The sequence below is a fragment of the Microvirga yunnanensis genome (assembly GCF_025460875.1).
In genome coordinates, this window is sequence record NZ_JAMXFI010000019.1 from 60,566 (window position 1) to 81,288 (window position 20,723).

The 20,723-nt window shown below is 66.4% G+C and carries 24 protein-coding genes; 14 read left to right on the forward strand and 10 right to left on the reverse strand.

The genetic code is table 11. The features are described 5' to 3' along the window. Positions 1 to 3: 3 nt before the first annotated feature. The 5 genes from NF876_RS12105 to NF876_RS12125 form a co-directional block, all read right to left on the reverse strand. Positions 4 to 1,176, reverse strand: coding sequence for an ABC transporter permease (locus tag NF876_RS12105; protein WP_373371346.1), 1,173 nt, complete (start codon positions 1,174 to 1,176; stop codon positions 4 to 6). Next, complete coding sequence (locus NF876_RS12110; RefSeq protein WP_262269043.1) at positions 1,173 to 2,138, reverse strand: ABC transporter ATP-binding protein; 966 nt, start codon at positions 2,136 to 2,138, stop codon at positions 1,173 to 1,175. Before NF876_RS12110 ends, NF876_RS12105 begins: the two co-directional genes overlap by 4 nt. Further along, positions 2,135 to 3,121, reverse strand: a complete 987-nt coding sequence (locus NF876_RS12115; RefSeq protein WP_262269044.1) for an HlyD family secretion protein — start codon at positions 3,119 to 3,121, stop codon at positions 2,135 to 2,137. Before NF876_RS12115 ends, NF876_RS12110 begins: the two co-directional genes overlap by 4 nt. After that, positions 3,118 to 3,780: a TetR/AcrR family transcriptional regulator gene (locus tag NF876_RS12120; RefSeq protein WP_262269045.1), complete on the reverse strand. Its 663-nt coding sequence runs from the start codon at positions 3,778 to 3,780 to the stop codon at positions 3,118 to 3,120. The genes NF876_RS12115 and NF876_RS12120 overlap by 4 nt, the downstream gene beginning before the upstream one ends. A 284-nt stretch (positions 3,781 to 4,064) precedes the next feature. Continuing rightward, positions 4,065 to 4,328, reverse strand: coding sequence for a hypothetical protein (locus NF876_RS12125; protein WP_262269046.1), 264 nt, complete (start codon positions 4,326 to 4,328; stop codon positions 4,065 to 4,067). 200 nt (positions 4,329 to 4,528) lie between these two features. Between NF876_RS12125 and NF876_RS12130 the strand changes: the two genes are divergently transcribed. Continuing rightward, positions 4,529 to 6,073, forward strand: coding sequence for a helicase HerA domain-containing protein (locus tag NF876_RS12130; protein ID WP_262269047.1), 1,545 nt, complete (start codon positions 4,529 to 4,531; stop codon positions 6,071 to 6,073). Positions 6,074 to 6,125: 52 nt separating this feature from the next. On the opposite strand, the gene NF876_RS12135 is transcribed toward NF876_RS12130, so the two are convergent. Further along, entirely contained in the window at positions 6,126 to 6,500 is a 375-nt protein-coding gene (locus tag NF876_RS12135) for a hypothetical protein (RefSeq protein ID WP_262269048.1), read from the reverse strand. A 337-nt stretch (positions 6,501 to 6,837) separates the two neighbouring features. On the opposite strand from NF876_RS12135, the gene NF876_RS12140 reads away from it, so the two are divergent. From NF876_RS12140 to NF876_RS12170, 7 genes are all read left to right on the forward strand, one after another. Beyond that, positions 6,838 to 8,691 (forward strand): ABC transporter ATP-binding protein, encoded by a 1,854-nt coding sequence (locus NF876_RS12140; protein WP_262269049.1) that lies wholly within the window; start codon positions 6,838 to 6,840, stop codon positions 8,689 to 8,691. A gap of 185 nt (positions 8,692 to 8,876) precedes the next feature. Further along, positions 8,877 to 10,313, forward strand: coding sequence for a M20 family metallopeptidase (locus NF876_RS12145; RefSeq protein WP_262269050.1), 1,437 nt, complete (start codon positions 8,877 to 8,879; stop codon positions 10,311 to 10,313). 145 nt (positions 10,314 to 10,458) lie between these two features. Beyond that, positions 10,459 to 11,397, forward strand: a complete 939-nt coding sequence (locus tag NF876_RS12150; RefSeq protein WP_262269051.1) for a ring-cleaving dioxygenase — start codon at positions 10,459 to 10,461, stop codon at positions 11,395 to 11,397. Positions 11,398 to 11,633: 236 nt separating this feature from the next. Further along, complete coding sequence (locus NF876_RS12155) at positions 11,634 to 12,152, forward strand: putative pterin-binding protein (protein WP_262269052.1); 519 nt, start codon at positions 11,634 to 11,636, stop codon at positions 12,150 to 12,152. A 32-nt stretch (positions 12,153 to 12,184) separates the two neighbouring features. Further along, on the forward strand, positions 12,185 to 14,116 hold the full coding sequence (locus NF876_RS12160; protein ID WP_262269053.1) for a putative bifunctional diguanylate cyclase/phosphodiesterase: 1,932 nt from the start codon (positions 12,185 to 12,187) through the stop codon (positions 14,114 to 14,116). 163 nt (positions 14,117 to 14,279) lie between these two features. Then, a complete protein-coding gene (gene catB / locus NF876_RS12165) occupies positions 14,280 to 14,906 on the forward strand; it encodes a type B chloramphenicol O-acetyltransferase (protein WP_262269054.1) in 627 nt (208 codons plus the stop codon). 162 nt (positions 14,907 to 15,068) lie between these two features. Then, positions 15,069 to 15,455 carry a 6-carboxytetrahydropterin synthase gene (locus NF876_RS12170; protein WP_173945993.1) on the forward strand — a complete coding sequence of 129 codons (387 nt, stop codon included), beginning with the start codon at positions 15,069 to 15,071 and terminating at the stop codon, positions 15,453 to 15,455. A 75-nt stretch (positions 15,456 to 15,530) separates the two neighbouring features. Here NF876_RS12170 and NF876_RS12175 read toward each other — a convergent pair whose 3' ends face one another. Together NF876_RS12175 and NF876_RS12180 are read right to left on the reverse strand one after the other, a co-directional pair. Continuing rightward, on the reverse strand, positions 15,531 to 15,890 hold the full coding sequence (locus NF876_RS12175) for a MipA/OmpV family protein (RefSeq protein ID WP_262269077.1): 360 nt from the start codon (positions 15,888 to 15,890) through the stop codon (positions 15,531 to 15,533). Beyond that, positions 15,776 to 16,348, reverse strand: coding sequence for a MipA/OmpV family protein (locus NF876_RS12180; protein ID WP_262269055.1), 573 nt, complete (start codon positions 16,346 to 16,348; stop codon positions 15,776 to 15,778). Before NF876_RS12180 ends, NF876_RS12175 begins: the two co-directional genes overlap by 115 nt. A gap of 190 nt (positions 16,349 to 16,538) precedes the next feature. On the opposite strand from NF876_RS12180, the gene NF876_RS12185 reads away from it, so the two are divergent. After that, a complete protein-coding gene (locus NF876_RS12185; protein WP_262269056.1) occupies positions 16,539 to 16,739 on the forward strand; it encodes a hypothetical protein in 201 nt (66 codons plus the stop codon). Positions 16,740 to 16,783: 44 nt separating this feature from the next. Here NF876_RS12185 and NF876_RS12190 read toward each other — a convergent pair whose 3' ends face one another. Beyond that, positions 16,784 to 17,332 carry a BON domain-containing protein gene (locus NF876_RS12190; protein ID WP_262269057.1) on the reverse strand — a complete coding sequence of 183 codons (549 nt, stop codon included), beginning with the start codon at positions 17,330 to 17,332 and terminating at the stop codon, positions 16,784 to 16,786. 94 nt (positions 17,333 to 17,426) lie between these two features. On the opposite strand from NF876_RS12190, the gene NF876_RS12195 reads away from it, so the two are divergent. The 3 genes from NF876_RS12195 to NF876_RS12205 all read left to right on the forward strand — a co-directional run bounded on the left by NF876_RS12195 (position 17,427) and on the right by NF876_RS12205 (position 19,004). Then, positions 17,427 to 17,699: an HNH endonuclease gene (locus NF876_RS12195; RefSeq protein ID WP_262269058.1), complete on the forward strand. Its 273-nt coding sequence runs from the start codon at positions 17,427 to 17,429 to the stop codon at positions 17,697 to 17,699. A gap of 86 nt (positions 17,700 to 17,785) precedes the next feature. Continuing rightward, the gene (locus tag NF876_RS12200) at positions 17,786 to 17,965 is read left to right on the forward strand and encodes a hypothetical protein (RefSeq protein WP_262269059.1); all 180 of its coding nucleotides are present in this window, start codon (positions 17,786 to 17,788) and stop codon (positions 17,963 to 17,965) included. A 307-nt stretch (positions 17,966 to 18,272) separates the two neighbouring features. After that, entirely contained in the window at positions 18,273 to 19,004 is a 732-nt protein-coding gene (locus NF876_RS12205) for a dienelactone hydrolase family protein (RefSeq protein ID WP_262269060.1), read from the forward strand. 27 nt (positions 19,005 to 19,031) lie between these two features. On the opposite strand, the gene NF876_RS12210 is transcribed toward NF876_RS12205, so the two are convergent. Further along, on the reverse strand, positions 19,032 to 19,733 hold the full coding sequence (locus NF876_RS12210) for a winged helix-turn-helix transcriptional regulator (RefSeq protein ID WP_262269061.1): 702 nt from the start codon (positions 19,731 to 19,733) through the stop codon (positions 19,032 to 19,034). Positions 19,734 to 19,794: 61 nt separating this feature from the next. On the opposite strand from NF876_RS12210, the gene NF876_RS12215 reads away from it, so the two are divergent. Together NF876_RS12215 and NF876_RS12220 are read left to right on the forward strand one after the other, a co-directional pair. Continuing rightward, complete coding sequence (locus NF876_RS12215) at positions 19,795 to 20,226, forward strand: VOC family protein (RefSeq protein WP_262269062.1); 432 nt, start codon at positions 19,795 to 19,797, stop codon at positions 20,224 to 20,226. A gap of 22 nt (positions 20,227 to 20,248) precedes the next feature. Then, positions 20,249 to 20,677: a DoxX family protein gene (locus NF876_RS12220; RefSeq protein ID WP_373696648.1), complete on the forward strand. Its 429-nt coding sequence runs from the start codon at positions 20,249 to 20,251 to the stop codon at positions 20,675 to 20,677. The last annotated feature ends 46 nt before the right edge of the window (positions 20,678 to 20,723 follow it).

A 20,723-nucleotide genomic window follows, 5' to 3' on the forward strand; every position in this document is an offset into this window, starting at 1 on the left:
TCCTCAATCGAGGGTCTGGCGGAAGCGCGCCACCGCCACGCCCATGGCGAACAGGGTAAAGACCGCGAGCGCCAGCACGTCGGTCTGCAGATCCGTGAAGGTCGCGCCCTTGAGCATGATTCCCCGCACGATGCGCAGGTAATGGGTCAGCGGCAGGATCTCGCCGACCGCCTGCGCCCAGCCCGGCATGCCCTTGAACGGGAACATGAAGCCGGACAGGAGGATGTTCGGCAGGAAGAAGAAGAACGACATCTGCATCGCCTGGAGCTGGTTCTGGGCGATGGTCGAGAAGGTGTAGCCGATCGAGAGATTGGCCAGGATGAAGAGAAGCGTCAGACCGACGAGGAGCCATAGGCTGCCGATCACCGGGATGTCGAACAGGAGCCTTGCGGCGACCAGGATGATGGTCATCTGCACGCCGCCGACCAGCAGATAGGGGGCGATCTTGCCGAGCATGATCTCGACCGGGCGGATCGGCATGGCGAGCAGGCTCTCCATGGTGCCGCGCTCGATCTCGCGGGTCACCGAGAGCGCCGTGAAGATCAGCATGGTGAGGGTCAGGATCAGCCCCATGAGGCCCGGCACGATGTTGAGGCGCGTCTCGCCCGCCGGGTTGTAGCGCTGATGCACGCGCAGTTCGTAAGGCAGCGGCCGCGGCGCGAGGCTCGCCGCCGGACCGGTGAGCTCGCGGGAGAACACCTGGGACGAGAGCCCCTGCAGGGCCGCGATGGCGCTGCCGGTCGCCGTCGGGTCGGCGGCATCCGCCACGACCAGGAGCGCGGGCCGCTCACCGCGCATCAGGTCGCGCCCGAAATGCGCCGGGATCTGCACGCCGAAGAGCACCTTGCCGGAGAGGATCAGGCGGTCGAGCTCTTCCTCGCTCGCGGCCGCCGTCGAGATGTCGAAATAGTCGGTCGCGCGCATCGCCGCGACGAACGACCGGGCGAAGGCGCTGTCGTCCTGCACGAGAACGGCGGTGGGCAGATGCCTGGGGCTGGTGTTGATCGCGTAGCCGAACAGGGTGAGTTGCAGAAGCGGGATCATGATCATCATCGCGAAGGTGATGCGGTCGCGCCGGAGCTGGATCAGCTCCTTGATGAAGGCGGCGCCGAAGCGCATCAGCGAGGCCCTGAAACCCCGCGTGCGCCGGTCGACGTCGCTGATCCCGGCGCTCATCCGAAATTGTCCTTCGACCGGCTCATCAGATCGATGAACACGTCCTCGAGCGTCGCCTCCCCGGGCTCCCAGTGCTGCGGCCCGTGCTCGCGCAGCTCCCGCGTCGCGGCGTCGAGCCTCGCGCCATCGCGCCCGCTCACGTGCAGGGCCATGCCGAAGGGCGCCACCATGTCGACGCCGTCGAGAGACCTGAGCCGCTCGGCGAGGTCCGCGAGACCGGGTCCGGTGACCGTGTAGGTCGCCAGATGCGCGTTCGCCACGACCTCGGCGACGGTGCCCTGCGTGAGCAGTTCCCCGTAGGCGATGTAGGCGATCTCGTGGCAGCGCTCGGCCTCGTCCATGTAATGGGTCGAGACGAGCACGGTCATGCCCTCGTGGGCGAGCGCATGGATCTCGTCCCAGAAGTCGCGTCGCGCCTTCGGGTCGACCCCGGCGGTCGGTTCGTCGAGGAGGAGAAGCTGCGGCTCGGGCAGGATGCAGGCGCCGAGCGCGAGACGCTGCTTCCAGCCGCCGGACAATTCGCCCGCGAGCTGCTCGGCGCGGTTCTCGAGGCCGAGACGCCGGATGGCATCGCGCGCCGCCTGTCGCGGATCGGCGAGATTGTAGACCCTGGCGACGAATTCGAGGTTCTCGCGGATCGACAGGTCCGTATAGAGTGAGAACTTCTGCGTCATGTAGCCCACGTGGCGCTTGATCTCGGCCGATTGCGTGAGGATGTCGTAGCCCAGGCAGGTGCCGTGTCCGCTGTCGGGCGTCAGCAGCCCGCACAGCATGCGGATCGTCGTGGTCTTGCCGCTGCCGTTGGGACCGAGAAAGCCGTAGATCAGCCCGCGCCGAACCTGCATGGACAGGTTCTTCACCACGGGCCGTCCACCGAACGACTTGGTGAGCCCCTCCACGTCGATGACGATCTCGGGATCGGCGGCTGCCGGACGACGGGGCGCTGCGACATCCATGGTCATGGTTGCGGCTCCGGCCCGGCGGGCGTGACGGTGACCGGCAGGCCGATGGGCAGGTCGGCGCTGTCGAGCGGACGCGCCTCGACGCGGAACACGAGCTTCGCCCGCTCCTGCTCGCTGAAGATCACCGGCGGGGTGAACTCGGCCTCGCCGGAGATGAAGCTGACACGGGCCTGGAGCCCATCCTTGCAGCTGTCGCACGACAGGCCGACCATCTGGCCCAGGGCCACCGTCGCGAGCCGGGGCTCCGGCACGTAGAAGCGGATGCGCCGGTTGGCGGGCGGCAGGAGGGCGAGCACCGGCTGGCCCGCACTCACCGTCTCTCCCGCGCGGAAATAGACGTCCTGCACCTGGGCGTCGGACGGCGCCTTCACCTGGCGCTTGGCAAGCCGGGTCTCGGTCTGCATCAGGGCCGCCTCGTTCGCCTGCACGGCCGCCTCGGCGGCGGCGATCTCCGCCGACCGCCCGGCGATCTGCCCGGCCTGGATCTGCCGCTGCACTTCGGCGAGGGCGGCCTTGTCGCGTTCGAAGGCCGTTCGCGCCTGATCGTACTGCGCCTTTGCGGCGATGCCGCGCTCGAACAGGGCCTTCTGCCGGTCGAGTTCCGCCTGCGACAGGCCGAGCTGCGCCTGCGCGCGCGCCTGCTGGGCCTCGAGAACGGCGATCTCTTCGGGACGCTGGAGGGCCGCCCGCAGGTTGGCGAGCTGCGCGCGCGCCTGCTGCAGCTTCGCATCGGCCTCGTCGCGCTGCGCGGCCTGCACCGATGCGTCGAGCCTGAAGAGCAGCGCACCCTCGCCGACGTGGTCGCCGGAATCGACCTTCAGTTCCTCGATGCGCCCGCCCTCCTCGGGGGCCATGAACACGAGATAGCCTTCCACATAACCCTGGAATCGGATTGTGTCGTCCGGGCGTGGCCAGAAGAACCAGGCGGCGGCTCCCCCGGCGAGAAGCAGCACGACCAGAAAGACAAGTTGCGCGATCTTCATGAGGGATGCCCTTTCAGCGCCCTCATCAGGAGCGTCAGATGCGCCTCCAGCATCGCCTCGATGTCGATGGGATCGAGGCGCTGGAACAGGCTGGTCCAGAGCAGGGCGACGAGCGCCGGGGCAATCGCCAACTGGGGGAAGCGCACGATCTCGTCGGAGCGGAACTCGCCCCGGTCGACACCCCGTTCGGCGATGCTGCGCAGGATCCGTAAGCCCCGGGCGATCACCTCCCGATGATAGACCTCCGCGAGTTCGGGAAAGCGGCTTGCTTCCATCAGGAGCAGGCGGACGATGTCGCGCCGGCGCGTGCCGAGGATCTCCGTCCTCAGGAAATGGAACAGCACCCGCAGCTGATCCTCGGCCGAGACGTGAGGATCGGGGATCGTCTGCTCGATAGCTCCGACCGGGCCGCCGATGCCGGAGCGCACCATTGCCTCGAACAGGGCCTGCTTGGAAGGCACATAGAGATAAAGGGTGCCTTTGGCGACCCCGGCCCTGGAGGCGACGTCGTCGAGGCGGGCATCGGCGAAGCCCTTCTCGAGAAAGACGTCGAGCGCCGCGTCCAGAATCGCCTGGAGCTTGGCCTGACGCTCGCCCTCGCTCCTGGCCGGGGCCTTCCGTTTCGATCCTCGCCCAGCGCTCACAATCTGCCCAACCATGAAATGACTGACTGGACAGTCATTATACCGGGAGAACGCCCTGGTGTCGAGTCACGCTCCGTCGGGGGCGATCCGCGTGGCGCTGAGGAATGCAGGACGGCGCAGGTGCCGGGCCCACTCGCCCGCACCGGCCCAAGCAACAGACGTGTCACCGAACTCACGCCCGATGCTTTAAGCTTTTGTTTGGGAGCATCTTTTCACGCAAAACCGGTTCCCACTTTTGCGTCCGATGCTTCGAGCCTTTGTTGGGGAGCATCGTTTCAAGCAAAACCGGTTCCCGATTTTCACGTCCGATGCTCCAGACGATCACCGCCGCCGGCGGAACAGGGTCCAGAGAACGCGACGGCCAGAATCAGCAGCAGGACCGTTCCGGCCGTCACAACGACCGTATCGGCCCGCGCCGCCCCGGCCGGCGGAAGCATGGGGCCGTCGGGATCGACCTCCTGAATGGCGGACCGGCCGGCGGCAGCCTCAAGGATCCGCGGTCGGCTTCCCTGTTCTCCGACGACAGCCGGAGCGGCATGAAGGACGGGAGGCGCGACGTTCATCGACCCTCTTCCGCATCGACGTCCGCGGACATCGTGCGGGTCAATGGTCCGGGGCGGACATGTTTCGTGCAAACTTGCGGCGTCATGCCCGGGGACAGCGTATTTCGCCTGTGGAGGACTGATCGCGACCGGGCACTTCCTTAAGCCTTGCCGTGTTAGGACCGAACCGGATCGTTTCTTGGACGGCAAGAGGGAGGCTGATGAAGGTCGGCATCGACATGGGCGTGGCGTCTTCCGCACCGGGTGGACAATCGGCACTGCTCGATCTCGAGGAGCTTCTGGCGACGCGTCTGCTCGTCCAGGGCAATTCCGGGTCCGGCAAGTCGCATCTCCTGCGACGTCTCCTCGAGCAGAGCGCCAGTCTCGTCCAGCAGGCCATCATCGACCCGGAGGGCGATTTCGTCACACTCGCGGACAGGTTCGGCCACGTGGTGGTCGATGCGTCCCGCAGCGAGGGCGACTTGCAGCGCATCGCCGCCCGCGTGCGCCAGCACCGGGTCTCCGTGGTGCTGAGCCTGGAGGGCCTCGACGCCGAGGCCCAGATGCGCTGTGCGGCGGCCTTCCTCGGCGGCCTCTTCGATGCGGAGCGCGACTACTGGTATCCGATGCTCGTGGTGGTGGACGAGGCGCAGCTCTTCGCGCCCGCGGCCGCAGGCGACGTCTCGGACGAGGCCCGGAAGGTGTCGCTCGGGGCCATGACCAACCTCATGTGCCGCGGCCGCAAGCGCGGGCTGGCCGGAATCATCGCGACCCAGCGCCTCGCCAAGCTCGCCAAGAATGTGGCCGCGGAGGCCTCGAACTTCCTCATGGGCCGCACCTTCCTCGACATCGACATGGCCCGCGCGGCCGATCTCCTGGGCATGGAGCGCCGCCAGGCCGAGATGTTCCGCGACCTCGAGCGCGGCCATTTCGTGGCTCTCGGCCCGGCCCTGTCGCGCCGTCCCCTGCCGATCCGCATCGGCACCGTCGAAACCTCGACCCGCAGCGGCACTTTCAAGCTCATGCCGCTTCCGGAGCAGCCCAAGGAAGAGGCCCGTGATCTCATCTTCAAGGCCGGCCAGGATGAGGTGATCGCCCGTCCGGCCATGCCCCGCCGCGCGCCTCCGCCGCCTCCGGCGCCGTCCACCAACGATCTTCTGGCCCAGCTCGCCCGCACCCGGCCCGCCGCAGCGCCCGAGGCGCAGCCCGAGGAAACCGAGCAGTCCAAGGCCGAGCGCGAGGCCGGCCTCGATGCGATCCTGCGCGAAATCCTCGACGATCCGGAGGCCGCCTTCCGGTCGGTGGCCGTGCTCTACCAGGACTTCCTCGTCCGCTGCCGCATCCGCCGGGTCTCCGGCGAGCCGCTGAACCTCAATGCCTTCCGCCGCCGTCTGGCGGTCGCCCGCGCGGGCGTCGATACGGCGACGGCCGAAGGCTCCGAATGGGACCGCGCGGTCGCCGTCGCGGCGGACCTCGCCGAGGACATCCAGGGCGTCTTCCTGCTCATCGCCCGGGCCGCCATGGAAGGCTCGGCCTGCCCGCCGGACGGCGAGATCGCGCGGGCCTGCGGCAGCCGCTCTCCCGGCCGCGCCCGGCGCCTCATCGCCTATATGGAAAGCCGCAACATCGTCGTGACCCGCAACGACCCGCGGGGCCTGCGCATCATCGCGCTTCCCGATCTCGGCTGGGAGACCGGTCCGGGCGATCCGAACGCCTTCGAGGAGCCGCCCGCGCCCGAGACGCGCGATCTGTTTGCCGTGGGGTAGTTCCTGCCGTCATGGACGCCGAGGGGACGCAGACGGCTCACCCGTTCGCGGATCAAGGGTCCAGGGGCGCCCGCACCAAATCCACGTGCCGCTCAGGGGTCCAGCCCAGCTGGCCGGCAACGTGCGAGTACAGCTGCGTGGTGAGAAAGCGGTTCTTGACCGCCACGACAAGGTCGCGACGTCCCGAATATCGCCAGAGCGGCTCATCGGCTCCAGCGGCCGGCGACAGGACTTCGGTGTCATGGGACACGAGGCCGTGATGTCTGTTCAGCTCGAAATTGATGCGATACTCGTCGAAGTCTTTTCGTCCGCTCGTCTGGACCTTCACCCGGGCCACGACCAAAATATCGCAGCGTCCTCGCAACGGCTCGGCCGACAACGTGAGGGTATCCCACAGAATGACTGAGCCCGGCGCAAGCTCGACCATGGCGGTTCTCCAGCGCCCAGAATACAGCCACATCGCCCCCTTGAAAACGAATTCATGATCCGATCACCGATACGGCCGTCAACTCCGGGACGGATCGATGACGGGATGGCGCTCATCCCACCTGCAACAATAAGCGTGATCGGTCGCCTCCTGACGAACGCTGCCTCGTCGCGTGGTCTCGCCACCCGTGCGAGCGGCGCTCCGCGGGACAATCCGTCGGGGCGTCCCGGCCGTCGAGCGGGTCATCAACTTCGCGCGATTGTCACCCTCGCGACAAAGAGTGTTGCATCATTGCGCCCCGCCCGGCTGATTCGGGCCGGAGACCAGAGACGCGCCGATGTTCCGCTACTTCGAGACCCGGATCGACTTCACCAGAAAGCCCCCGGAGGAGCCGCCTCCGGACAACCTCTGGGGCTTCTACTGGCACTTCATCGCGCAGGCCAAGGGGCTGTTCATCGCGCTGTTCGCGCTGGGCTTCGTGCTGGCCGTCGTCGAAGCCCTGATCCCCTGGCTCATCGGCCGCCTGGTCAATGCGCTCTCGCACACCTCGCCCGAAGGCATCTTTCACGAGGCGGGGGGGCTGCTGGCCGCCATGGGGGCCATCATCCTCCTGGTGCGTCCGCTCGGGACGATCCTGTTCCGGCTGCTCGTCAACCACTCGCTGGCGGTCTCCTTCACAACCATGGTGCACTGGCAGAACTACTGGCATGTGGTGCGCCAGCCCCTGGGGTTCTTCCAGGAGGATTTCGCCGGCCGCATCGCCAACCGGGTGCTGCAGACCGGGCGCCCCCTGCGCGAGACCGTCCTGTCGGTGGCCCGGGCCGTCTGGCAGATCCTGATCTTCGGAGCCGCCTCCATCGGGCTCCTCGGCACGCAGGACTGGCGCCTCGCCCTGCCGATGACCGGATGGTTCCTCCTCTACGCGACCCTGCTCGCCGTGTCGCTCCCGCGGATCCAGAAGCGCTCGCGCGCGTCCAGCGAGGCACGCTCGGCCGTCACCGGCAAGGTGGTGGACAGCTTCACCAACATCATGACGGTGAAGCTGTTCGGGCGTCGCAAGGATGAGGATGACTACATCAGCGAGGGCTACCGCCGGCTCAACGACTCCTTCATGAGCCAGCAGCGCATCAACACCCTCTACGTGGCCGGGCTCACCGTCCTGAACGCGGTCTTCCTGGTCTCCACCGGCGCCGTGGCCGTGTGGCTCTTCAGCGACAACCGCATCGATGCCGGCACCATGACCACGGCCCTGCTGCTCTCCACCCAGATCGTCTCCATGTCCGGCTGGGTCGCCTTCGAGGTCATGGGGATCTTCGAGAATGTCGGCACCGTGCAGGAGGGCATGAAGACGATCTCGCGCCCGCTCACCATGCAGGACAGGCCCACGGCCAAGCCCCTGGTCGTGGCCCGCGGCGAGATCCGCTTCGATCACGTCAGCTTTTCCTACGGCGACGGCGACACGGTCATCGACCGGCTGCGGCTCACCATCCGTCCCGGCGAGAAGATCGGCCTCGTCGGCCGGTCCGGCGTCGGCAAGACGACCCTGGTCAACTTGCTCCTGCGCTTCTTCCAACCGCAGGAGGGCCGCATCCTGATCGACGGCCAGGACATCGCCGACATCCAGGAGGAAAGCCTGCGCAGCCAGATCTCGGTGGTCACGCAGGACACGTCCCTGCTGCATCGCTCCATCCGGGAGAACATCCTCTACGGGCGGCCCGCGGCGAGCGATGAGGCCATGCATGCGGCGGCCCGTCAGGCCCATGCGGCCGCGTTCATCGAGCGTCTCGTCGATGGGCGCGGACGGCGCGGCTTCGACGCGCATGTGGGCGAGCGCGGCGTCAAGCTCTCCGGCGGCCAGCGCCAGCGCATCGCCATCGCCCGGGTGATCCTCAAGGATGCGCCGATCCTGATCCTGGACGAGGCGACCTCGGCCCTGGACTCGGAAGTGGAGGCGGCGATTCAGGAATCGCTGTCCACCCTCATGGAGGGCAAGACGGTGATCGCGATCGCGCATCGTCTCTCGACCCTGCAGCTGATGGATCGCCTGATCGTGATGGACGACGCCCGGATCGTCGAAGAAGGGACGCACGAGGAGCTTCTGGAGAACGGCGGCCTCTATGCGGGCCTCTGGTCGCGCCAATCCGGCGGGTTCCTCGCGCCGCGCCGGGGCGTGCCGGACGAGGCGGTCTGAACCGGGCGGCCGCAACCCATGTCCCATCCATGTCCCACGTGGACGAGCGTCCGCAGGCCGCGCCTCGAGCGTGTGCGGGACGCATGCGGTTTTGTCTCGCCTGCAATGCGGAGCTCCGCTCTTTTCCGTCCGGGCGTTCGCCCATAGTGTTCGCCCACTCCTCACCCATGAGACACCATAACGTTATGCACAACGACCGACTGAGCCTTGAGGCGATCGCCCGTCATGTGGACGCCAAGGCCGAAGACTATTGCGATCTGAGCGACCGCATCTGGGCCGCCCCCGAACTCGCCTTCGAGGAACACCGCGCCGTCGGCGAGCAGATTGCCCTTCTGGAGCGCGAGGGCTTCCGCATCACGACGAATGTCGGCGGCATGGCGACCGCCTTCATGGCTGAATTCGGAAGCGGCGGACCCGTGGTCGGGATTCTGGGCGAGTTCGATGCCCTGCCGGATCTCGCGCAGGAATCCGGGCGTCTCGACCATGCTCCGACGGTGGCGGGGACGCCGGGCCACGGCTGCGGCCACAACCTGCTGGGGGCCGGTTCCGCCCTGGCTGCGGTCGCCCTCAAGGATGCGCTTCAGGCGGAAGGAATCGCCGGGACCGTGCGGTATTACGGCTGCCCGGCGGAGGAGAGCGGCTCGGGCAAGACCTTCATGGCCCGCGCGGGCCTGTTCGACGATCTCGACGCCGCCTTCTGCTGGCACCCGAGCGTGGTGAACGAGGTGCAGACCGCATCGTCGCTCGCCTGCATCCAGGCCTATTTCCGCTTCAGAGGGCGCGCCGCGCACGCGGCCGCAGCACCCCATGTGGGCCGGTCCGCGCTCGATGCGGTCGAGCTGATGAACGTGGGGGTGAACTACATGCGCGAGCACATGCCGTCCGACGCCCGCGTGCATTACGCCACCACCAACACCGGAGGCGACGCGCCCAACGTGGTGCAGGCCTTCGCGGAAACGCTCTACCTCGTGCGCTCGCCCCATCTGCCCGATGCCGAGCGGCTGTTCGAGCGCGTGAAGAAGATCGCGGAAGGCGCCGCCCTGATGACGGAAACCTCCGTCTCGGTTCAGATCACGGACGCCACCTCCAACGTCGTGCCCAACAAGGCGCTCCAGGAGGCCATGTACGAGAACATGCGCCGCCTCGGACCGCCCGGCTTCGACGCGGCCGACTACGCGTTCGCCGAGAAGCTCCAGAAGGCGGCGCTCACCGACGAGGAGATCCTGGCGAGCGTCAAGCCGCACGATCTCTCGCTCAGGACCAAGATCCTGCACGATGGCGTGCTCGCCATGCCGGTCCGCGAGGAGGTCATGATGGGCACCACCGACGTGGGCGACGTGAGCTGGATCGTCCCGACGGTTCAATGCCATACGGCCTGCTTCGCCATCGGCACCCCGTTCCACACGTGGCAGCTCGTCACCCAGGGCAACCTGCCGGCCGCCCATAAGGGCATGGTGCTGGCCGCCAAGGCCATGGCGGCCACGGCCGCGGACTGCCTGCGCAATCCGGACCTCGTTCTTCGCGCCAAGGCGGAGCTGAAGGAGCGCACCGGCGGACGGGATTATCGCTGTCCGATCCCGGAGGACGTCACTCCGGACGATCTGCGGGCGAAAGCCGCCTGACCGATCGATATCGCGATTTCTGCAAGCATCTCGGCCATCCGCCGGGGTGTTCTTGCATTTCGGCAAGAACGCCTTGGCGTCCCGGAGGCTCGCAAGGCCATCCCGGCGGGTCTATCTTCATCGCAACTTCGATGGAGAAAGCACCATGCAACTGACGGGAATTCACCATTTGACCGCCGTCACGGCAGACGCGCCCCGCAACCACGCCTTCTATACGCAGGCTTTGGGAATGCGCCTCGTGAAGAAGACGGTGAACCAGGATGACGTGAGCGCCTATCATCTGTTCTACGCGGACGGGAAGGCCTCACCCGGCACGGACATCACGTTCTTCGACTGGCCCGTCGAGCGCGAGCGGCGCGGCACGCACAGCATCTCGCAGACGGCCCTGCGCGTGAACGGCGAGAAGGCGCTGCAATGGTGGCGGGATCGCTTCAAGAGCCTCGACATCCGCAGCGAGGCGATTGCGGAGCGTGACGGGCGCCTCACGGTCGATTTCGAGGATTTCGAGGGCCAGCGCCTCAGCCTCGTCGACGACGGCGGGCAGGGCGAGGTCCATCCCTGGGAGCAGAGCCCGGTGCCGGTCGAGTACCAGATCCGGGGCCTCGGCCCCATCCGGATCAGCGTGCCGAAGCTCGACCGGACGGCCCGTGTGCTGACCGAGGCCATGGACATGCGCGCCGCGCGGGAATACCGGGTCGGCGACACGCCGGTCCATGTGTTCGAGATGGGCCAGGGCGGTCCGGCCGCAGAGCTGCACGTTGCGGTGGAGCCCGGTCTGTCCCCGGCCCGTCCGGGGGCGGGGGGCGTGCACCACGTCGCCTTCCGGACGCCCAATGAGCAGACCTATCAGGAGTGCTGGGAGCGGCTGCAATCCCTCAGGGCACCCTCCAGCGGTCCGGTCGATCGCTATTACTTCCGGAGTCTCTACTTCCGGGAGCCGAACGGGATCCTGTTCGAAATCGCCACGGACGGTCCGGGCTTCGCCACGGACGAGCCCATGGACAAGCTGGGTGAGAGCCTGGCCCTGCCGCCCTTCCTAGAGCCGCGCCGGGCGCAGATCGAGGCAGGCCTGAAGCCGCTCTAGGCGAGCTCTGCCCTCACGTCGAATAGGACGGCCGTCCTCAAGCCGCCTCGCACGACCATGCGGGGCGGTTTTTCTTTGTCGGCACGGCGAATCATCTCCTGCCGCTACGTTCAGATAACCATTACAAAATAACACCGGCGCATTCGCCGCTTTTACTTCCGAGGTTGAGTTGTGTAACACTTCGATCAATTTTATGTGTTTCTATCGCTTACATTAATTTCCGTAGGGGGATCTGCATGCTTGGCGCCAAGATGAGAACGGGCCTGCTGGGGACGCTCGTTGCGTTCCTGGGAATCATCGGTGCGGCGTATGCCGCGTCGCTCGCGACTCCCAAGGAGCGGCCGATCCTCACGATTACGGGAAAGATCGGCGTCACCAACAAGGACAATACGGCGCAGTTCGACCGGGCCATGCTGGAATCCCTCGGCCTCGTCACCATCGAGACGACGACGCCCTGGTATGACGGCAAGGTCAAGTTCGAGGGCGTGTCCCTCGACAAGCTGATGAAGCAGGTGGAGGCGAAGGGCGAGCGCGTCTCGGTCGTCGCGCTGAACGATTACGCCACTGAGATTCCGACGGCGGATTTTGCCAAGTTCAACGTGATTCTCGCCCTCAAGCGCGATGGCGAGTACATGTCCGTACGGGACAAGGGCCCGCTTTTCATCGTCTATCCCTATGACAGCAATCCGGAGCTCAAGAGCCAGACGTACTACGCCCGCTCGGCTTGGCAGGTCGCCAAGATCGAAGTGAAGTAGCGGCCGTCGGCAGGCCTCGGAGGCCCCAGCACTTGTCTCTGCGCACCTTCAAAACGGTTATCGCGATCGTCATCGGCGGCTTCCTGATCGCCGGCATCTATATCTCGGTGCTGGTCGTTCAACGCCAGGGTGCCTTGCAGCAGATCTCGGTTTACAACCCTGCCTGGGAGGCCAGTCAGGCCTCCACCGAATTCGTTCGACTGGAGCACCGCCTCTCGGAGTTCGACCGGCCCGGGAGCGGGGTCGACAAGGATGAGGTCTCCCTGCGCTACGATATTCTCGCCGGCAGGGTGAAGATGTTGAACGAGGGTGACTTCCACGCCCTGCTCCGGCGCGATCCCGAGCATCAGGCCAGTCTCGGGCGCATGCAGAGCACCCTCGACGCCATGGAGCCGCTGATCCAGAACCTGGAGCAGCCCGGCAATGTCCAGAAGGTGATCGAGGGACTGCGACCGTTCGACGGCACCCTGTCTCAAATCGCCTCGACCGTTCTCATCTATGGCTCGGAAACCGTTCAGAAGGATCAGCAGGAACTGATCCGGCTGCATTGGGCCTTCTCCGGCATCGCGGCAAGCCTGATCCTCGTCGGCGTCGTCCTGATCTTTCTGCTCGACAAGCACAACCGTCTGCTCGGGCGGGCCCACGAGGAGCTGCATGTCCTGGCCCATCAGGATGCGCTCACGGGCCTTCCGAATCGCGTGGTTCTCCGCAACGAGCTGGAGCACGCCCTCACGCGCTTGAAGTCGAACGGACGCACGGTCTCGGTGGCCTATCTCGACCTGGATCATTTCAAGGACGTGAACGATTCGTTCGGTCACGAGACGGGCGACGACCTCCTCAAAGCCGTGGCGGACCGCCTCCGCGCCTGCATTCCCGCGAGCGAAGGTCAGGTCCGAAGCCTGATCTCCCGGTTCGGCGGCGACGAGTTCGCCATCCTCCAGACGGGAATCCGCCGGCCGGAGGAAAGCGCCGCCCTCGCGGCGCGCATCGTCGAGGCCCTGCGCGCGCCCTTCCGCGTGAATGGCCAGGAACTGTTCATCGGCACCAGCATCGGCATTGCCCTGGCGCAGAAGAACATGACGCCGAGCCAGATTCTGAAGCACGCCGACATGGCCCTCTACCACGCCAAGGCCGATGGCCGCGGGACGTTCCGCTTCTTCGAGCCGGACATGGACGAGCAGCTTCAGGCCCGCCGTGCCCTGGAGGTCGATCTGCGCAAGGCTGTCGGCAACGGCGAGTTCGAGCTGTTCTATCAGCCGCAGATCAACATCCAGAGGAACGAGATCGGCGGCTTTGAAGCGCTCCTGCGTTGGCACCATCCCGAGCGCGGTCTCGTTCCGCCGGCGGAGTTCATCCCGGTCATCGAGGAGACCGGCCTCATCCTGCCCCTCGGCGACTGGATCATGGAGGAGGCCTGCAAGGAGGCCGCGACATGGCCGAGCGACGTTCATGTCGCGGTCAATCTCTCGCCGATCCAGTTCAGGAACCGGGGACTCGTGCAGAGCGTCAGCCGGGCCCTGGCCGTATCGGGGCTGGCTCCCAAGCGGCTGGAACTGGAGATCACCGAATCGGTGCTGCTCCAGGACAATGAGATGACCGTCTCCACGCTTCATCAGCTGCGCCGGCTCGGCGTCCGCATCGCCATGGACGATTTCGGGACCGGCTATTCGTCCCTGAGCTACCTGCGCAGCTTTCCCTTCGACAAGATCAAGATCGACCAGTCCTTCGTGCGGGAGATGTCCCAGCGGGCGGACTGCCTCGCCATCGTGCAATCCGTGGCCAACCTGGGCGCCAGCCTGGGCATGCCGACCGTGGCCGAGGGCATCGAGACGGAGGACCAGCTGCGGCAGGTCCAGGCCGCCGGCTGCACCGACGCGCAGGGCTATTACTTCGGACGCCCGAAGCCGGCGCGGGAGCTCGTCCACACCCTGGAGGGCCTCAAGCACAAGGTCCAGGTCGCCTGAGAGACGCCCGGCCCGGCAGCCGGGATGTTCGTCCGATGCTCAACTCTTGAAGCGGCGCATCGTCCGGCGCGGACCCAGCGGCCACGCGAGTGAAAACCGGATCCACTTTTCCGCACGATGCGCTAGCTCCCTTGTGCTACCCTTGCGTTGAACGAGGGGCAGCATGACGAATTTCTTCCAGAGGCCGTTGCAAGGAATTCCCCTATCGGAGCAGGTCACCAATCCGCACATCGTCGTCGGGCGCTACAGCTATTACTCCGGATATTACCATGGGCATTCCTTCGACGATTGCGCCCTCTACCTGCAGCCCGACGAGCCTGAAGTCGACAAGCTGATCATCGGCAGCTTCTGCTCGATCGCCACCGGCGCGACCTTCATGATGCATGGGAACCAGGGGCATCGTCGCGACTGGATCTCGACCTTTCCGTTCTTCTACATGAACGGCGACGAAGCCTTCGGCGCGCCGCAGGACCCGTTCCTGCCGGCCGGCGACACGGTGGTCGGAAGCGACGTCTGGATCGGAGCGGAGGCCATGATCATGCCGGGAGTCCGGATCGGCCACGGCGCCATCGTGGGAAGTCGGGCGGTCGTCACCCGGGACGTCGAGCCTTATGCCATCGTGGTCGGCAACCCCGCCCGGATGACCAGGAAGCGCTTCTGCGACGATGAGATCGCCATGTTGCTGGAGATGGCCTGGTGGGACTGGCCGCTCGAACGGATCAGGGAAGCCATCCCGTTCCTGTGCGGCGGCGACATCGCCGGGCTTCACCGGTTCTGGCGCGAAGGCTGAGGAGCCTGCCGCAGGCTCGCATCGCGCGTCGCCGGCCCGGGGACCGATAAGAGAAAATACCTCCCCGATCTTTGCCGACCCGGACCATCTATGTTACGCAAGGTCACTTGTCCAAGCGCCAGGCCAGTGGGCCGGAATCGAGACAGACCGGGAGCAGGGTGGATGAAGACATATTGCGAATTTACGTTCGAGGCCGCGCATTCGGTGGCGCCCTATTCCGGACTTCACGGGCATACCTTCATCGTCAAGCTCACTTTCGGCGGTCCGGTCGACGAGGTCTATGGCTGGCCGGTCAATCTCTACGACGTCGAGAACTACATCAAGGAGATCAAGGGCGAACACGGCTCGGGCCTCGATCACGGCAACCTCGATCTCAACACCGAGATCGGCATCGCGTCCCTGGAGAACGTCACCACGTATATCTGGAGACTGGTGAAGGCGCGCTTCCCGAACCTCGAAGAAGTCGAGCTCCGGCGCGGCATGCCCGGCTCCACGGAAGGCTGCATCTATCGCGGCGAAACGGCGGGCGCCGTCGGCCTCGCGGCCTGAGCGACACACTTCCTCACCGGATAAAAGAGCCGCCCTCGCGAGGCGGCTCTTTCGTTTTTGGGACAGGCGACGTCGTTAAGGCGCGTAGCTGAAGGAATAGGACGCGGTCAGGCCGAAGCCCCACTGATTCTCCGAGCCGAAGCTCTTGACGATCGGGCTGTCGGCCGCGTCCCCGACCAGACGCTTGTAGGTGACGAACGCGGTGGTCGACCATTGCTGCGACCAGTCGTAGCTGATCGCGCCCGTCGCGCCCACCGACGTGATGCCGCCGGACGGCCGATAGGGCGTGACCTGGCCGTTCAGTGCCGCCTCGACGGGCGTCACGCCGAAATAGGTGCGGGTGAATTCGGAGTCGCCGAGAGCGAGGCGAGGACCGATCGAGACCGTGACGCCCCGAAGCGCTGCACCGCGTCGAGGCCGAAATCGGCCACGAATCCCTCGTGACCCCCGAAGCCGCGCCGGATCTCGGCGCGGGCGCGCAGGAACTCGAGCGGCCAATATTCCACGAACACGCCGGGCTCCACCGCCCAGTCGATCTTCTCCAGGCCGAAGAGCTCGCGGTTGTCCTGCAGATAGCGTCCGCCCACGAAGCGGCCAACGACGCCGATCCGGAAGGCCGACTCTTCCAGGAACGAGAAGCTCAGGCCGTCGTCGGGAGCACTGAAGCGCTCGACCGTGCCTGCCCGGCGGACGCTCAAGGACGGATAGCCGATGAAGCTGAACTCGTCCGAACCGGGATAGGAGGGGCCGACCCGCAGGTTGCCCTTCACGGTGACGATCCACCCCGAGGAGGCCTGAATGGGCTCCTGCGAGAACAGCAGATCCGCCGCCTGAGCCATGCTCGAACCCGCCACGACGGCCGTCAGGAAGGCGAGGGAGGGGGCTACGCGCATGGCTTTTCCAATCCGAGATTCCACCCTGCCGTGGTGGCCTCAAACGGACGTAAGGTCAAGCCTGGGATTGCACCTATGGTTTCGTCTTGATGACGATGGGTCACGGCGACCGGAGCGCCGCCGTCGGAGAACTTTCGCGCAACTGGACGGTTGAACACGGGACAGGATGTTGCAAGGGAGACCCTTCGAGGTGACCAGCGCCAGCTCTCATCCGCAGCCGGATGAATTCTATCCCAAGCCGCCCCCGACCGAGCCGGTGCCGAGCATGCCGATCCCGCCCGAGACCCCTGTGCCGCCCATGCCGCCCGGCGCTCCTTCACCTCTGCCGGAGCAGCCGCCGGCATCGGACAAGCCGATCACTCATCCGATGCCGCCGCCCGAGGTTCCGTGACGATTCGGACGGCAGATCGTGGCCCGAAGACCTCAAGCCCCTCTTCAGGCCCCTTGCACGCGCAGGTTGTTCTGAACGTGGAGAGCCCCTGAGGCCAGCTCCGCAAGATCTTCCGCGCGCCGCTTGACGCCGCGGCTGGAGACGGTGCCGTTGAGGGTGATCTCGCCGTCCTTCACCAGAACCTCGACGTCCGAGGCATCGATGAAGGGGTCCGCGGTCAGGCGTTCGCAGACATCCTCGTGAATGCGCTCGTCGGAACGCTTGTATCCCTTGGGTCCGCGCCCGCGATGGGCCCCGGAGGAGGGCGCGTCGTCGCGACCTGATCGCGCCTCGGCATCATTCGGATCACGTGAGCCGAAGGCGCCAAGTCCGGAACGGCCGCGGCCGTAGCCGGGATCGAACCCTTCGTCGTCCGGAGGTCCGCCCCGCCCGTCGTCGATCACGCCGCCGGCAAACTCGTCGGCGTCGCCGCCGTAGCCGCCCGGATATTCACGACCTTCGCCGCGGAAGCCGACGGCACCGCGCGGCGGCATGTCGCCGTAGCCGTCGTCGTCATTGAATGGGTTCCGGTTCCTGCGGCGGGTGTCTACCATGGCGGTTGCTCCTTCGATTGCAGGAGCAACCACCCCGCTTCCCCTCCGGTTCCACACGAAAAGACCGCCCGAAAGGAACGCCGATTCCATCGCCATGAAGACAGCGCAACGCATCAGGCTCTTCGACGACGTCTTCGCCCGCGACGCGGGCCGCTGCGTGTATTGCGGCATCCCCGCGCGGCGCCCGGGCCCGGGCGTGAAGCGTGCGCCCGATCTCGCGACCCTGGACCACGTAATTCCCAAATCCTTCGGCGGTCCGCTCAATCGGGACAATGTCGTGCTGGCCTGCTCGGCCTGCAACAACGAGCGTGGCACCATGGACGCGCAGGCGTTCAGCGCCCTGAAGGCGAGCCTGAGGAAGTCGTAAACGCCACGTGGAAGCGCTGGCGTGGAACAGCGTCATCCGTCCCGACGTTCGTCAGCAGGAATCGCCATGGCGAAAGGACAGATGCGATGAATATCGAGGATCAGGTGCGGGACGCCATCGTGGCCGAGCTGAAGCGCCAATCCGAGGCCGGCGAGCAGGGGCTGCGCGTCACGTCCAGCGACGCCGAGACGATCACCGTCGAAGGTCGCGTCAATCTCGACGAGTTGACCATGGCAGTGGTGGGATCGCTGGCCGGAGGCCCCTGATCCTTCAGGTGTTCGCCGCAGCTCCCCGTTCTGCCGAGGCCGCTTCCTTCTGCGGGCCGAGCGCGAGATAGCGGAAGCGGCCGGTGCCCTCCGGCGCGGCGTCCAGAGGGGACAAGCTCTTGTCCCTGTCGCGCTCTCCAACCGCTCGGCGACCGCAATCTGGCGAAGGAGTCATCATCGATGCCCTGGCACCCCGGCAGGCGTGACCGCATTTGAAAGGACGCGCCTCTGCCCTCATAGGAGAGGCCAGGAAACGCCCGCTTCCGGCGAGGGTTCCGACAGGCGGCGTAGACACGAGGAGAGGATCTTGGCCAAGCAGGATATTTCGATTCGAACGGAAGACGGAACCGCCCGGGCCGGGCTGTTCCGCCCGGACCATCCGACCGCCGCGGGCGTCATTCTCTACATGGATGCCTTCGGACCCCGTCCCGCCCTCGACGCCATGGCCGAGCGTCTCGCCGCTGAGGGCTATGCGGTTCTCGTTCCCGACCTCTTCTACCGCTTCGGCGATTACGGCCCCTTCGATGCCAGGACGGCCTTTTCCGAAGAGCCTTCCCGCAGCGCCCTGCGGAACATGATCGAGGGCACGAGCCAGGACATGACCCGGCGCGATTCGGCGGCGTTCATCGATGCCCTGACGGAGGCCGGGGCGACAGGCCGAATCGGCACGGTCGGCTATTGCATGGGCGGGAGCCGTGCTCTCCATGCGGCCGCCGCCTATCCCGACCGCATCGCCGCCGCCGCGAGCTTCCACGGCGGACGGCTGGCCAGCGATGCGCCCGACAGCCCGCACCGTCATGTGGCGACGATCACGGGGCGCGTCTATGTGGGCAGCGCGGGGGTCGACGGCAGCTTCCCGCCGGAGCAATCGGCCCTGCTGGCCGAGGCTTTGCGCCGGGCGGAGATCGACCACATCATCGAGAACTATGTCGGCATGGCCCATGGCTGGGCGGTGTCCGACCACAGCGTCTATGACGAAGGCGGGGCCGAGCGGCACTGGAAACGGCTCACCACCTTGTTCGACGAGACCCTGCGATAGGGACGGCCATCGCCCGCCCGACATCCCTCAGGCGGGCCTCGACGCCTTCGTCGGGAGCGGGAACAGGCTCACGAAACGATCGGCGAGGGCGCGGTCGCCTTCGACCTGGAGCGCGCCGACTTGTTCGAGGGCTTCCAGCGTCTGGCCGCCATAGATCGCGCCGGCCAGGACCGGCGGAATTCCCGACAGGATCACGTCGGCTTCGTCGAGGGAGCCGTGGGTGATCGCGAAGCGGCCCTCCGCCAGGCGGGCCAGGAAGGTCTCCTCGCCGACGCGAAGGCCGATCCGGGCGTCCAGGCCGCCGGCCCGCCCGGCATCGAACATGGTCCTCATGGACAGCACCAGCGATGCCGTGCTGAACGGCAGGGTGGGATCGTGCGACGGAGAGCGCGCGGCCCAGCGGCCGAGGGCCTGAAAGATCGGCTCGCTCTCGTAGCCCCATTCCGTCAGCTCGTAGACCTGCACGGCCGCGGGCGGAGGCAGCCGGCGTCGCACGAGGATGCCGGACGCTTCCAGTCCCTCCAGGCGCTGGGTGAGGACGTTGGCGCTGATGCCGGGCAGGCTCTCGCGCAGGTCCCCGAAGCGCTTCGGCCCCAGCATCAGCTCCCGCATCACCAGCAGAGCCCAGCGCTCCCCCACCAGATCGAGGGCATGGGCGGTCGCACAGGCGTCGTCGTAACGGCGCCGGGGGCGGCTGTTCACAGGTTCAGTTATTTTTTCTAACTTCATAGTTGCTATTTATAACTTTCCATGGAATGACTGTCAAACCACAAGCTTGAGGGAGAGACCGATGCCCAAAATGATCTTCGTGAACCTGCCCGTTGCCGACCTGTCCAAGTCCATTGCGTTCTACGAGGCTCTGGGCGCAGTGAAGAACGAGCAGTTCACCGATCACACCGCCGCCTGCATGGTCTTCTCGGAGACGATCCATGCGATGCTCCTGACCCACGACAAGTTCCGCCAGTTTACGCCCAAGAGGATCGCCGACGCCCGGGAAACCTCCGAAGTGCTGATCTGCCTGTCGGCCGACAGCCGCGACCAGGTCGACGGAACGCTTGCCAAGGCTGCGGCCGCCGGCGGCAGGGCCGATCCCGCGCCCAAGCAGGATTACGGCTTCATGTATGGCCGCAGCTTCGAGGATCCGGACGGTCACATCTGGGAAGTGATGTGGATGGATCTCGCGGCGGCCCAGGAGGCCATGAGCGCCCCGGCATCGGCCTGAGCCATCGGGAAGGAGAGACCCCATGACCGCGATGTCCGACACGCCGGCGGCATCCACCAGCACCCGAATCGGTGCGGCGATCTGGACCGGGCGAGCCCTGAGCGGGCTCGTCATCCTGTTCCTGCTCTTCGACGGAGGGATCAAGCTGGTGCCGCTTCAGGTGGTGATCGACACGGTGATCCCGCTCGGCTGGCCGGCCGATCCCGCTCTCTGGCGCGCGCTCGGCGTCGTGCTCCTCGCCTCCGCCCTGCTCCACGCCCATCCGCGCACCTCTGTCCTGGGCGCGGTCCTGATCACCGCCTATCTCGGCGGCGCCGTGGCCACCCATCTGCGCATCGGCAGCCCGCTGTTCAGCCATACGCTGTTCGGCGTCTATCTCGGGATTGCGCTCTGGGCCGGCCTCTGGCTGCGCGATTCCCGCGTGAGGGCTCTTCTGCCGCTCGCGCGCTGACCTGCTTTAGCCGCCACGGACGAGGCCGCGCCCGTCGCAGGCGCTG

Bases quoted from the DNA above. Each gene is read 5' to 3' on its own strand.
- NF876_RS12105 (WP_373371346.1), bottom strand. From the start codon at position 1,176: ATGAGCGCCGGGATCAGCGACGTCGACCGGCGCACGCGGGGTTTCAGG.
- NF876_RS12110 (WP_262269043.1), bottom strand. From the start codon at position 2,138: ATGACCATGGATGTCGCAGCGCCCCGTCGTCCGGCAGCCGCCGATCCC.
- NF876_RS12115 (WP_262269044.1), bottom strand. From the start codon at position 3,121: ATGAAGATCGCGCAACTTGTCTTTCTGGTCGTGCTGCTTCTCGCCGGG.
- NF876_RS12120 (WP_262269045.1), bottom strand. From the start codon at position 3,780: ATGGTTGGGCAGATTGTGAGCGCTGGGCGAGGATCGAAACGGAAGGCC.
- NF876_RS12125 (WP_262269046.1), bottom strand. From the start codon at position 4,328: ATGAACGTCGCGCCTCCCGTCCTTCATGCCGCTCCGGCTGTCGTCGGA.
- NF876_RS12130 (WP_262269047.1), top strand. From the start codon at position 4,529: ATGAAGGTCGGCATCGACATGGGCGTGGCGTCTTCCGCACCGGGTGGA.
- NF876_RS12135 (WP_262269048.1), bottom strand. From the start codon at position 6,500: ATGGTCGAGCTTGCGCCGGGCTCAGTCATTCTGTGGGATACCCTCACG.
- NF876_RS12140 (WP_262269049.1), top strand. From the start codon at position 6,838: ATGTTCCGCTACTTCGAGACCCGGATCGACTTCACCAGAAAGCCCCCG.
- NF876_RS12145 (WP_262269050.1), top strand. From the start codon at position 8,877: ATGCACAACGACCGACTGAGCCTTGAGGCGATCGCCCGTCATGTGGAC.
- NF876_RS12150 (WP_262269051.1), top strand. From the start codon at position 10,459: ATGCAACTGACGGGAATTCACCATTTGACCGCCGTCACGGCAGACGCG.
- NF876_RS12155 (WP_262269052.1), top strand. From the start codon at position 11,634: ATGCTTGGCGCCAAGATGAGAACGGGCCTGCTGGGGACGCTCGTTGCG.
- catB (WP_262269054.1), top strand. From the start codon at position 14,280: ATGACGAATTTCTTCCAGAGGCCGTTGCAAGGAATTCCCCTATCGGAG.
- NF876_RS12170 (WP_173945993.1), top strand. From the start codon at position 15,069: ATGAAGACATATTGCGAATTTACGTTCGAGGCCGCGCATTCGGTGGCG.
- NF876_RS12180 (WP_262269055.1), bottom strand. From the start codon at position 16,348: ATGCGCGTAGCCCCCTCCCTCGCCTTCCTGACGGCCGTCGTGGCGGGT.
- NF876_RS12190 (WP_262269057.1), bottom strand. From the start codon at position 17,332: ATGGTAGACACCCGCCGCAGGAACCGGAACCCATTCAATGACGACGAC.
- NF876_RS12195 (WP_262269058.1), top strand. From the start codon at position 17,427: ATGAAGACAGCGCAACGCATCAGGCTCTTCGACGACGTCTTCGCCCGC.
- NF876_RS12200 (WP_262269059.1), top strand. From the start codon at position 17,786: ATGAATATCGAGGATCAGGTGCGGGACGCCATCGTGGCCGAGCTGAAG.
- NF876_RS12210 (WP_262269061.1), bottom strand. From the start codon at position 19,733: ATGAAGTTAGAAAAAATAACTGAACCTGTGAACAGCCGCCCCCGGCGC.
- NF876_RS12215 (WP_262269062.1), top strand. From the start codon at position 19,795: ATGCCCAAAATGATCTTCGTGAACCTGCCCGTTGCCGACCTGTCCAAG.
- NF876_RS12220 (WP_373696648.1), top strand. From the start codon at position 20,249: ATGACCGCGATGTCCGACACGCCGGCGGCATCCACCAGCACCCGAATC.